Annotated in this window: 7 protein-coding genes and 1 pseudogene; 6 read left to right on the top strand and 2 right to left on the bottom strand. The window is 73.0% G+C overall.

What is annotated here, in order from left to right:
- The first annotated feature begins 45 nt into the window (after nucleotides 1-45).
- Together IH45_RS0140885 and hflX are read left to right on the top strand one after the other, a co-directional pair.
- Nucleotides 46-1647, top strand: a complete 1602-nt coding sequence (locus tag IH45_RS0140885; RefSeq protein WP_050515549.1) for a M1 family metallopeptidase — start codon at nucleotides 46-48, stop codon at nucleotides 1645-1647.
- Nucleotides 1648-1786: 139 nt separating this feature from the next.
- Nucleotides 1787-3274: a GTPase HflX gene (hflX, locus tag IH45_RS0140890; RefSeq protein ID WP_030681564.1), complete on the top strand. Its 1488-nt coding sequence runs from the start codon at nucleotides 1787-1789 to the stop codon at nucleotides 3272-3274.
- Nucleotides 3275-3373: 99 nt separating this feature from the next.
- On the opposite strand, the gene IH45_RS0140895 is transcribed toward hflX, so the two are convergent.
- Entirely contained in the window at nucleotides 3374-4612 is a 1239-nt protein-coding gene (locus IH45_RS0140895) for an IS30 family transposase (RefSeq protein WP_030681567.1), read from the bottom strand.
- Nucleotides 4613-4757: 145 nt separating this feature from the next.
- The gene (locus IH45_RS0140900; RefSeq protein WP_030681571.1) at nucleotides 4758-5945 is read right to left on the bottom strand and encodes a trypsin-like serine peptidase; all 1188 of its coding nucleotides are present in this window, start codon (nucleotides 5943-5945) and stop codon (nucleotides 4758-4760) included.
- A 571-nt stretch (nucleotides 5946-6516) separates the two neighbouring features.
- Here IH45_RS0140900 and IH45_RS0140905 point away from each other — a divergent pair.
- The 4 genes and pseudogenes from IH45_RS0140905 to IH45_RS1000000149645 all read left to right on the top strand — a co-directional run.
- Nucleotides 6517-7959, top strand: a complete 1443-nt coding sequence (locus tag IH45_RS0140905; protein WP_030681574.1) for a diaminobutyrate--2-oxoglutarate transaminase family protein — start codon at nucleotides 6517-6519, stop codon at nucleotides 7957-7959.
- A 176-nt stretch (nucleotides 7960-8135) separates the two neighbouring features.
- Nucleotides 8136-10421, top strand: a complete 2286-nt coding sequence (locus tag IH45_RS0140910) for an IucA/IucC family protein (RefSeq protein WP_050515548.1) — start codon at nucleotides 8136-8138, stop codon at nucleotides 10419-10421.
- Nucleotides 10422-10551: 130 nt separating this feature from the next.
- The gene (locus tag IH45_RS0140915; protein WP_030681579.1) at nucleotides 10552-11301 is read left to right on the top strand and encodes a GNAT family N-acetyltransferase; all 750 of its coding nucleotides are present in this window, start codon (nucleotides 10552-10554) and stop codon (nucleotides 11299-11301) included.
- A gap of 301 nt (nucleotides 11302-11602) precedes the next feature.
- Nucleotides 11603-12106, top strand: a pseudogene (locus IH45_RS1000000149645) (hypothetical protein); the annotation flags it as partial.

Below are 12106 nucleotides of genomic sequence, written 5' to 3' on the forward strand. Positions count from 1 at the left end.
TCCCGCCCCCGCCCGGGGGCCGCCCGCCGCCGGGCCGCTCTCGGCCTGCTCGCCGCCGCCACCCTGGTCGCCGCGGGACTGCCGGACGCCGCGCCGCTCGGCGTCGGCGACCGGCTCTACCCGCACCTCGGGAACCCCGGCTACGACGTGCGCGCGTACGACATCGCCCTGGCCTACCCCGGCCGCAACGACCGGCCGATGGACGCCGTCACGAAGATCACCGCACGCGCCACCGCCCGCCTGGAGCGCATCAACCTCGACTTCACGCACGGCACCGTCCGCTCCGTCGAGGTCGACGGCCGGCGCGCGGCCCACGTCATGCGGGGCGAGGATCTGATCGTCACCCCCCATAAAGCCGTACGCGCCGGCACCCCGCTGCGCATCGTCGTCCGGCACACCAGCGACCCGCGCCCCCGCAAGGGAGCGGGCCGCGAGGACGGCTGGCTGCGGACGAAGGACGGGCTGGCCATGGCCAACCAGGTCGACGCCGCGCACCGTATCTTCCCGGGCAACGACCACCCGTCGGACAAGGCCCTCTACACCTTCCGCGTCACCGCGCCCAAGGGCCTGACGGTCGTCGCCAACGGACTGCCGGTGGCGCGCTACCCGGGCACCGTACGGACCGCGCCGGACGCGGGCGGGAAGCGGACCGGACACGACGTCCGGCAGGCGCGGGCGGTCCCGGCCACCACCTGGGTCTACCGCTCCGCCCACTCCATGGCCACCGAGGTCGCGCAGGTGTCCATCGGGCGCTCCGCGGTCGTCCGCCGCACCGGACCGCACGGCCTGCCGCTGCGCGACGTCGTACCGGCCGCGGACCGCAAGCGCCTGGAACCGTGGCTGGCCAAGACACCCGGCCAGCTCTCCTGGATGGAGAAGAAGGCCGGCCGCTATCCCTTCGAGTCGTACGGCGTGCTGCTCGCCCAGGCCGAGACCGGCTTCGAGCTGGAGACCCAGACCCTCTCGCTCTTCGAGGAGCGGCTGTTCACGAACGGCCAGTACCCCCGCTGGTACATCGAAGCGATCATGGTGCACGAGCTGGCGCACCAGTGGTTCGGCGACAGCGTCTCCCCGCGCACCTGGTCGGACGCCTGGCTCAACGAGTCGCACGCCACCTGGTACGAGGAGCTGTACGCGCACGAGCACGCCAGGAAGTCCATGGACGAGCGCACCCGGCGCGCCTACAGCGTCTCGGACCGGCTGCGGCGCGAGGGTGGCCCGCCCGGCGCGCCGAAGCCGCCGTCCCCCGGCAACAAGACCGGCATCTTCCGGCCCGTGATGTACGACGGCAGCGCGCTCGTCCTGTACGCGCTGCGCGCCAAGATCGGGCACGCCGCGTTCGACCGGCTGGAACGCGCCTGGGTGACCCGGCACCGGGACGGCGTCGCGGGCACCGCCGACTTCGTCGCGCTGGCCTCCCGCGTCTCCGGCCAGGACCTCACCGGCTTCTTCCACAGCTGGCTGTACGACACGAAGACCCCGCCGATGCCGGGCCACCCGGACTGGAAGAGCACCTACAAGACCCCGCACCCGCCCGTGCGGCAGCCCGGCGCGAAGCCCGCGGCCAAGCCCGGGAAGCACGGGAGGACACCGGCCGCCGCACCCGCGAAGACGCCCCCCGCGGCCTCGCACGGAAAACCCGCGTGACGGCTTCCGGCGGCCGTGCGACCATCGTCTGGCCGACGACGGGGCGGCCGGGAATCTTCCCGGGCCCTCCGGACGTTGTCACGAACGCAGGTTCCGGGGCCGCGCGGCCCCGGGACGTTCCAACGATGCAAAGGATCAAATGACCTCCTCTTCTTCCCTTCCACAGGACCGACAGCGCCTCTCCGAGAGCCTGCGGGCCGACGCCCTGATGGAAGAGGACGTCGCCTGGAGTTACGAGATCGACGGAGAGCGTGACGGCGAGCAGTACGACCGCACGGAGCGCGCCGCGCTGCGCCGCGTGGCGGGACTGTCCACCGAGCTCGAAGACGTCACCGAGGTCGAGTACCGCCAGCTCCGCCTGGAGCGCGTGGTGCTGGTCGGTGTCTGGACCTCCGGCACGGTGCAGGACGCGGAGAACAGCCTCGCCGAGCTGGCCGCGCTGGCCGAGACGGCCGGCGCGCTGGTGCTCGACGGCGTCGTCCAGCGCCGTGACAAGCCCGACCCGGCCACCTACATCGGCTCCGGAAAGGCCCTGGAGCTGCGCGACATCGTCCTGGAGTCCGGCGCGGACACGGTGGTCTGCGACGGTGAGCTGAGCCCCGGCCAGCTGATCCACCTGGAAGATGTCGTCAAGGTCAAGGTCGTCGACCGTACGGCCCTGATTCTGGACATCTTCGCCCAGCACGCCAAGTCCCGGGAGGGCAAGGCGCAGGTCTCGCTGGCGCAGATGCAGTACATGCTCCCCAGGCTGCGCGGCTGGGGTCAGTCGCTGTCCCGGCAGATGGGTGGCGGTGGCTCCGGCTCGGCGGGCGGCGGTATGGCCACCCGTGGTCCCGGTGAGACCAAGATCGAGACGGACCGGCGGCGGATCCGCGAGAAGATGGCGAAGATGCGCCGGGAGATCGCGGAGATGAAGACCGGCCGGGACATCAAGCGGCAGGAACGCCGCCGCCACAAGGTCCCCTCGGTCGCCATCGCCGGCTACACCAACGCGGGCAAGTCCTCCCTGCTCAACCGCCTGACCGGGGCCGGCGTCCTGGTGGAGAACGCGCTGTTCGCCACCCTGGACCCGACCGTGCGCCGGGCCGAGACGCCCAGTGGGCGGCTCTACACCCTCGCCGACACCGTCGGCTTCGTCCGCCACCTGCCGCACCACCTCGTCGAGGCGTTCCGCTCCACGATGGAGGAGGTCGGCGACTCCGACCTCATCCTCCACGTGGTCGACGGCTCGCACCCGGTGCCCGAGGAGCAGCTCGCCGCCGTGCGCGAGGTGATCCGCGACGTGGGCGCCACCGACGTCCCGGAGATCGTGGTCGTCAACAAGGCGGACGCCGCCGACCCGCTGGTCCTCCAGCGGCTGCTGCGCCGGGAGAAGCACGCGATCGCGGTCTCGGCCCGTACGGGCCAGGGCATCGACGAGCTGCTCGCCCTGATCGACGAGGAGCTGCCGCGTCCGCAGGTCGAGATCGAGGCGCTGGTGCCGTACACCCAGGGCGCGCTGGTCTCGCGGGCGCACGCCGAGGGGGAGGTGATCTCCGAGGAGCACGTCGCGGAGGGCACCGTCCTCAAGGCGCGCGTCCACGAGGAACTGGCCGCCGAGTTCCAGCCGTACGTACCGGCCGCGTGACGCGGCGGGCGTAGGCAGGACGCGGTGAGCACGACGCCGTAGGCAGTACGAAGGCCCGCACCCGGGAGGCGAATTCCAGGGGTCGTGGCAACACGGTGATCAACTGGCTGTGGCCAGGAGCTTAGCGAGACGCTCGGCTGGGGTTTCCCAGTCGAGCGTTTTGCGTGGTCGGCTGTTCAGTTCGGCGGCGACGGCCGCCAGGTCTTCGGCGGCATGGGCGGACAGGTCGGTGCCCTTGGGGAAGTACTGCCGCAGCAGGCCGTTGGTGTTCTCGTTCGAGCCGCGCTGCCAGGGACTGCCCGGGTCACAGAAGTAGACCGGCATGTCCGTCGCGGTGCTGAACTGCGTGTGCAGGTGCATCTCGGAGCCCTGGTCCCAGGTGAGCGAGCGTCTGAGCTGGGCGGGAAGGGCCGAGACGGTGCGTATGAGCGCGTCGCGCACCTGAGCGGGCTGCCGGCCCTCGGGCAGGTGGACCAGGGCGACGAAGCGGCTGGAGCGTTCGACCAGCGTCCCGATCGCGGACTTGTGTCCCTTGCCTATGATCAGGTCGCCCTCCCAGTGCCCGGGAACAGCCCGGTCGGCGGCCTCCGCCGGGCGCTCGCTGATCATCACCATGTTGGATGCCATGCGGGGCTGGCGCTTGGTGGAGCTGCGATGGGTGCGCCGGTAGGTGCGTCCGGTCCGCAGGGCCCGGGCCAGCTCCCTGCGGAGTTCACCGCGGCCTTGGACATAAAGAGCCTGGTAGATCGTCTCGTGGGTCACGTGCATCTCCGGCCGGTCGGAAAAGCGTGACTTGAGAGCGTGGCAGATCTGCTCGGGACTCCAGCGGCGTTCGAGGTGGTGCTGGATGAAGTCCCGCAGTTCGGTGTTCTGTCCGATCTTGCTGGGTTTGGGGCGGGGCCGACGGGCGTCAGCGCGGCTCTGTGCGGCATGAGGGCGGTAGGCCCAGCGGGAGGTGTCGCCGCGTAAGGGCATGCCGTTGCGGCGTATTTCCCGGCTGATGGTGGAGGGGCTGCGGCCCAGCTCGGCGGCGATCTGCCGGATGGATGCCCTCTCCCGCAGGCGGTCGGCGATGTGGATGCGCTCGGCCTCGCACAAGTAGCGGGACGGCCCTGAAGGCGGCACCTCCTTGTGAATCGGAGGTGCCGCCTTCTGCCGCCGGTCGGCGCTTCGGCCGTTGCGCCATCGACGGCCGGTCTTCTCGTTGATGCCGACGATCCGGCACGCTTCCTTGTTGCTCAGGCCCTGCCGCACGAGCTGGGAGTATGCCTCCCGCTCACGCAGCAGCCGCTTGCGGCCCTGAGCCACCGTCCGAAGCTCCCGGATCTTGAAGTCCATCGCACCCCCTGAGGTGGGGTGTTGCGACGACCACTAGAACGGAAGGGAACGGGGGCGGGCCTTCGCATACAGGAGACAGCTGCGCATACGACTGTGTGACGAGGGCCCGCCCCGGAAACCGGGAGCGGGCCCTCGCCTGCCGTGCTTACTGCGACGCGAACTTCTTGCTCATCGCGCCGTACATGCTCTTGGCCTCGGGGCCGAGGTGCGGGCCCGCCAGCCAGCCGGCCGGACGCGGGCCGATCGAGGTGTTGGACACCAGGACCGGCTTGCCGTCCGAGCCCTTGGCGAACCAGGGGCCGCCGGAGGAACCGGCGGTCATCAGGCAGCCGATGCGGTACATCGTCGGCTTCTGGGCGGCCAGCGACAGCCGGCCGGGCTTGTCGGTGCACTGCTGCAGCGACGAGCCGTCGAACGGCGCCTCGGCCGGGTAGCCCTGCGCGGTGATGCTGGAGATGTCCGGGATCGCGGAGGCGTTGAAGTCCACCGAGTACGCGCCGCCGGCGACCTCTTCGAGGGACTTGTCGCCCGCGCCCTTCTCCGGTGTCACGTGCATGATCGCGAAGTCGTACGGCGCCATCGGCACGCTGTTGCCCTGCGGACCGCCCTGGCTGATCCACTGGTTGGAGGTCGACGCGCCGTCGGCCCACCACACGCCCTTGGGGAACATCTGCTCACGCGTGGCGTGCTCCAGCTGGGCCGCGGGCTTGCCGCTGTCGTTGAACGACGGGGCGAAGATCATGTTGCGGTACCAGCCGCCGCTCTTGCCGGCGTGCACGCAGTGGCCCGCGGTCCACACCAGGTTCGACTTGCCCGGGTGCGCCGGGTCCTTGACGACCGCGCCGGAGCAGACCGCGTGGCCCTCGGGCGTGTCGAAGAAGATCTTGCCGAGGCCGGGCGCGTTCCGGCCGAACGGCGGCTTGACCGCCTTGGCCTGCACCGGTCGCGGCTCCGGGTCGGTCCGCCCCTGGTCACCGGAGATGTCCTTGGGCGTCGGCTCCTTCGGCGGCTTGGCCTTGCTCGCCCGGTCCGGGTCCCACAGGCCCTTGATGATCGGGTTGATGAACTCACTCGCCTCGCGGAGCCACTTGTCCTTGTCCCAGTTCTTCCACTCGCCGTTCTTCCACTTGTCCAGGTCGACGCCGTGTTCCTTGAGCTTGTCCTGGATGTCCTTGGGGATCGTGAAGCCACCCCCGCCCGCGCTGCCCTGATCGGCGGACTGGCTGGGCTTGCCGTCCGCCTGGTTGCCCTCCGGGCCGCAGCCGGTGGCGGTCAGCGCCACCACCGCGGTGAGAGCGGCCGCGGCCAGGACCGGCCGACGTATGGATCGCATGGGTGAACTCCCCCTGGTCTGTTCAGGCTTGCCGTGTGAACTTGTCCGGCCCGGGCGGCCTTGCCGCACCTCGGCCGGTTGCGCCGGTCTTGCTCCGGCGCGCTCCGGACGTGCCTGGATCTGCTGTTTTGTCATGCACCGGAAAGCCGGGGCAGGTCCCCACTATGCCGGTGCCGTTGGGGACGGCGGCGGGCGGGTCCCCGGTTCCGGATGGAGGGATCTTCGTGGGAGGGGGGTGCGGGGAGCGGGCGCACGGCTGTTCCCGTCCGGCCGTACGGGAGCCCCCGCGCCGGTTCCGGGCACCGTCCCGGAGCCGTCCGGAGCCGTCCCGGCAAGGATCTTCGGGCAGGCCGTGTTCTCCCGCCCGGCGCGTCGTTGATACGTACGGGGGACGGCTGGGCCGTGGCCGGAAGCAGGCGCCGGCGGTCCCCCGGAAAGCCCCGGCCCGTCGGAGTCCGCCGACGACGGAACAGGCCCGGCGCGCGAGGTGACGACCCGGAGGGGCCGTCGGCGCGCGGCGGGCCCACCCGCAGTTCAACAGAAGATTCAGCAGCAGGAGGACCGAACCGCCGTGGCCTTGACCCAGCCTCTGCCGACGTCACCCCCTCCCGCCCACGAGGGCATCCTGCGGCGGCAGTCGCTCCGCGAGTCCGCCGCCCGTACGTACGCGCGTTCGCTGCCCATCGTCCCGGTGCGCGCCCGCGGGCTGACCATCGAAGGCGCCGACGGCCGCCGCTATCTGGACTGCCTCTCCGGGGCAGGCACCCTGGCGCTCGGGCACAACCACCCGGTCGTCCTGGAGGCCATCCGCGCCGTCCTCGACTCCGGCGCCCCGCTGCACGTCCTCGACCTGGCGACCCCGGTCAAGGACGCCTTCGTCACCGAACTGTTCGCCACCCTGCCCGCCGAACTGGCCGAGCACGGCCGCATCCAGTTCTGCGGCCCGGCCGGCACGGACGCCGTCGAGGCCGCCTTCAAGCTCGTACGCACCGCCACCGGCCGGGACGGGCTCGCCGCCTTCACCGGCGCGTACCACGGCATGACGGCGGGGGCGCTCGCCGCGTCCGGGGGCGCGCGGGACACCTCCGTGACCCGCCTCCCGTATCCGTACGACTACCGCTGCCCCTTCGGTACGGGCGGCGAGCGCGGCGCCGAACTGGCCGCCCGCTGGACGGAGAACGTCCTCGACGACGAGAAGAGCGGGATCGCCAGGCCGGCCGGAATGATCCTCGAACCGGTCCAGGGCGAGGGCGGGGTGATCCCCGCGCCCGACGGCTGGCTGCGCCGGATGCGCGAGATCACGGCCACGCGGGACATCCCCCTCATCGTGGACGAGGTGCAGACCGGCGTCGGCCGTACCGGCGCCTTCTGGGCCGTCGAGCACAGCGGCGTGGTGCCCGACGTGCTCGTGCTGTCCAAGGCCATCGGCGGCAGCCTGCCGCTCGCGGTCATCGTCTACCGCGAGGAGCTGGACGCCTGGCGCCCCGGCGCGCACGCCGGCACCTTCCGCGGCAACCAGCTCGCGATGGCCGCGGGCGCCGCCACCCTCGCGTACGTCCGTGAGAACGGCCTGGCGCGGCGCGCCGCCGACCTGGGCGCCCGCATGCTGTCCCGGCTGGGCGGGCTCGCCGCGGAGCACGACTGCGTCGGCGACGTACGCGGCCGCGGCCTGATGCTCGGCCTGGAACTGGCCGACCCGGACGCCGCCCCCGACCCGGCGGGAGCCCGCCCGGCCGCCCCCGCGCTGGCCGCGGCCGTCCAGCAGGAGTGCCTGGCCAGGGGCCTGATCGTCGAGCTGGGCGGCCGCCATGACGCGGTGATCCGGCTGCTGCCCCCGCTCACCCTCACCGACGAGCAGGCGGACGCGGTCCTCGACCGTCTCGCCGACGCGCTGACGGCGGCGGTGCGGGCGGGGGCGGGGGCGGGGGCGGACGGCGCGAAAGGTGCGGGGAGCGCGGAAGCGGGGCCCGCGCCGGTGGCCGCGCAAGCACCGTCCCTTGAGGTGCCCTCATGACGGGGGCGGTACATCGCTCCGTACGTACGAGTGACCACCACCCGCTGCTCCGCCCCACGGCGCCCCACCACCCCGTACGCCGCCGCCCCACGGCTCGCCACAGCCCCGTGAATCCCTGCCGACCCACCACCGTCCAGACCGCGTCGAACCGCGCCGACCCTGCGAGGCACACCCCGATGAACGAACGCCCCGGCCCCGACGGGACTCCGGCCGACGAGCGACGTCTGCCCCGTGAACCCCTGGCCCGGCTGCGGGAGCCGGCCGTGCCGCGCCAGAACCGGCGCGCCGGGGCCCACGACACCGCGGAGAACGGCGAGCACGGCGGCCACACCGGCTGCGCGGTACGGCTCGGGCACCACGAACGGCACGGCCACGAGGACTGCCACGGGCTCGGAGCCACCCGGATCGTCACCGTCCACTCCGACGACGAGCTCGACTCCGCGGCCGGACCTGCCGCCGGGCACGAAGCCGCCCCGCAGGAAGACGATTCGCAGGAGACCGGCCGCCCGCAGGAAGCCGTTTCTCAGGAAACCGCTCCACAGGGCATCACCCCGCAGGAAACCGATCCGCAGGAAGCCGACCCGCAGGAACAGACCCCGCTCACATCCACCCCGCAGGAAACCGTCCTCCAGGAGACCGCCCTGCAGCTCCCCGCGCACGACCACGTCCCCGTGCACGACCGCCTGGAGCACCCGGACCCGGCCGTCGCCGCCGACAGTGCCGGCGCGGAGAGCCTGCTGCGCTGCTGGATCCGCGAGAGCGGTACGACCCGCCCGGCCGGCGACCGGCTGCGCATCCCGCTCGCCGCCGGCGCGACGGCCCTGCGCGTCCCCGTCCTGTACTGGTCGGACACCGGCTGGCACCGCCTCGGCGCACCCGTACTGGAAGGCGCCCCCGCCGACGCCGCGCCCCTGGACGCGGTGACCCTCGCCGCCCTGCTGCGCCGCGAGGCCGTACACGGCGGTGCGGGCGGGGACACCGGCGGCGGGCCCCGCGGTACGGACAGCGAGAGCGCCGACCTCGTCGGGCGCGTCGCCGACTCCGTACGGCACACCGCCGCCTTCCTCTCGGACCGCCGGGCCACCCCGGCCGACGACCCCGGCGGCTCCCGCTTCCTCGCCGCCGAACAGGCCCTGCTCTTCGGCCACCCCATGCACCCCACCCCCAAGAGCCGGGAGGGCCTGACCGAGGCCGAGACGCGTGCCTACTCGCCGGAGCTGCGCGGCGCGTTCCGCCTGCACTGGATGGCCGTCCACCGTGACGTGTTCGCCGCAGACTCGGCCTGGACCGAGCGCGGCCGGACCGTACCCGCCGAACGGCTGGCCGTCCGGCTCGCCGAAGGCGCGCCCCCGGCCCCCGCCGGCACCCTGCCGCTGCCGCTGCACCCCTGGCAGGCCCACCAGCTCGCCCACCGCCCGGACATCGCCGCGCTGTACGCCTCGGGCCACCTCCGCGACCTGGGCCCCGGCGGCCCCGCCTGGCACCCGACCTCCTCCGTCCGCACCCTCTTCCGCCCCGGCCGCGACACCATGCTCAAGCTCTCCCTGGGCCTGCGCATCACCAACTCCCGCCGCGACAACCTCCGCAAGGAACTGCTTCGCGGCGTCGAAGTGCACCGGCTGCTCCGCACCGGCCTCGCCGCCCAGTGGCGGGCGGCCTTCCCCGGCGCCCCGGGCTTCGACATCGTCCGCGACCCCGCGTGGCTCGGCGTCACCGGAGCCGACGGCGAGCCGGTCCACGGACTGGACGTCGTAGTACGGCACAACCCGTTCGCCGACTCCGACGACGCGGTCTGCATCGCCGCCCTCACCTCACCGCGCCCCTGGCCCGGCCGCACCGGCCTGCGCTCCCGGCTCGCCGACGTCATCGGCGGCCTCACCGCCCGCACCGGCCGGCCCGCGGGCGCCGTCGCCACCGAGTGGTTCCTGCGCTACCTCGAAGCAGTGGTACGCCCCGTCCTCTGGCTCGACGGCACCGCCGGCGTCGCCCTCGAAGCCCACCAGCAGAACACCCTCGTCCTGCTGGACCGCAACGGCTGGCCCGTCGGCGGCCGCTACCGCGACAACCAGGGCTACTACTTCCGCGAATCGCGCCGTACGGACCTGGAGCGGCGGCTGCCCGGCATCGGCGCCACCAGCGACACCTTCGTCTCCGACGAGGTCACCGACGAGCGCTTCGCCTACTACCTCGGCATCAACAACGTCCTCGGCCTCATCGGAGCCTTCGGCTCCCAGCGCCTGGCCGCCGAGACCGTGCTCCTCGCCGCCTTCCGGCGCTTCCTCACCGACGCCGCCACCGGGCCCGCGGCACACCGCTCACCCCTGCCCGGCCGGCTCCTGAACGCCCGCACCCTGCGCTGCAAAGCCAACCTGCTGACCCGGCTGCGCGGCCTGGACGAACTCGTCGGCCCCGTCGACACCCAGTCCGTCTACGTCACCATCCCCAACCCCCTCCACCTCTGACCTTCCACCGCTGACCTCTCACCTCTGACCTCTGACCTCTGCCCCTTCCACCCGCGCACCCTGCACCTCCGATTCCTGCCCGCCCGCCCCGTGACCTCGTGAGGAGGCCCGGAAAGGAGAGAGCGCCGCCGTGCCCCCCACCGAATCCGGCATCGACCCAGGGTCCGAGAAGGCCTTCGACCACCCCCTCGAAGGCACTCCGGACGACGCGCTCGACGACACCCTCGACCTGCACCTGCCCCCCGACATCACCGCCCTCTTCAGCGACGCGCCGCTGTCCGCCGACCCGGCCGACAGCCCGCGCGGCGGCCTGCTGCTCGACCACATCAACGACTGGGGCCCGGCCTCCACCGCCGCGGGCCCGTTCCAGCTCGTACCCGTACGCATCGAGCGCGACCTGCCGCTGATCTCCGCCTGGATGAACGACCCGGCCGTCGCGGCCTTCTGGGAACTGGCCGGGCCCGAGGAGATCACCGCCGCCCACCTGCGCGCCCAGCTCGACGGCGACGGGCGCAGCGTGCCCTGCCTCGGCGTACTGGGCGGCGTGCCCATGAGCTACTGGGAGATCTACCGCGCCGACCTGGACCCCGTCGCCCGCTACTACCCGGCCCGGCCGCACGACACGGGGCTGCACCTGCTGATCGGAGGCGTCGCCGACCGGGGACGCGGCATCGGCACCGCGCTGCTGCGCGCCACCGCCGACCTCGTCCTGGACCACCGCCCGCAGTGCGGCCGCGTCATCGCCGAGCCCGACCTGCGCAACATCCCGTCCGTCGCCGCCTTCCTCGGCGCCGGGTTCCGCTACGCCGACGAGCTCGACCTGCCCGCCAAACGAGCCGCCCTCATGGTCCGCGACCGCGTCCACCGCCACCTCCTGTGACCACGCCCCTCACCTGCGCCCGCCGCCGTCGCCCACACGCCGGCGGCTCCGGCCTGCCCGCCACTCCCATCGGTCCATGCCGTCTCACCGGTCCGCGCCGTCTCACTGGTCCGCGCCGTCTTACCGGCCCGCGCCGTCTTACCGGCCCGCGCCGTCTCACCGGTCCGGGTCGTCTCACCGGCCCGGGCTGCCTCCCCGGCCGCCCCGCGCGTCCCTTCCGCACTGCCCGCGTCTCCGCACCTGACCCCCTATCCCAAGGCACTGTCCGTGTAGCTCAGGTCTCGTCCCCAGGAGTCCCGCCTTGCGACCTTCTTCCGAACCCCTCCATAGCCCCGCGTCCGGCCCCGGCGATCCCGGCGATCCTGGCGACTCCGGGCCGCGCGCCAACGGCACCGCCGACGCCGACCACGCCTTCCCGTGCACCGGCACCCCCACCGACGGCCACCCCGACGGCGAGAGCGACAGCGGCCGGGCCTGGGAGCGGGCCGCACGGCGGCTGCTCGCCAAGACACTGGCGGAGTTCGCGTACGAAGAGATCATCACTCCGGAGCCAGAGCCGGAGCCGGAGCCGGAGCCGGAGCCGGAGCTAGAGCCCGAGGAGCTTGAGCCGGAGCTAGAGCCCGAGCTTGAGCCAGGACTCGAAGCCGAGCCCGAGCCAGGCCCCGAACCCTCGCCGGAACCCACACCGAAACCCGAAGCCGCCCCCCGCACCCCAGCCGTCCCCAGCCCCCGTGACGGCCACGAGCCCAGCGCCGGCCTCGGCCCCCACGAAGGCCACAGCCCCACCCCGGCCCCCGGCACCAGC

The sequence above is a fragment of the Streptomyces rimosus subsp. rimosus genome (genome assembly GCF_000720725.1).
GTDB lineage: Bacteria > Actinomycetota > Actinomycetes > Streptomycetales > Streptomycetaceae > Streptomyces > Streptomyces rimosus_A.

Excerpts from the sequence above, each read along its gene's own strand:
- hflX (WP_030681564.1), top strand. The coding sequence starts at position 1,787 with ATGACCTCCTCTTCTTCCCTTCCACAGGACCGACAGCGCCTCTCCGAG.
- IH45_RS0140895 (WP_030681567.1), bottom strand. The coding sequence starts at position 4,612 with ATGGACTTCAAGATCCGGGAGCTTCGGACGGTGGCTCAGGGCCGCAAG.
- IH45_RS0140900 (WP_030681571.1), bottom strand. The coding sequence starts at position 5,945 with ATGCGATCCATACGTCGGCCGGTCCTGGCCGCGGCCGCTCTCACCGCG.
- IH45_RS0140910 (WP_050515548.1), top strand. The coding sequence starts at position 8,136 with ATGAACGAACGCCCCGGCCCCGACGGGACTCCGGCCGACGAGCGACGT.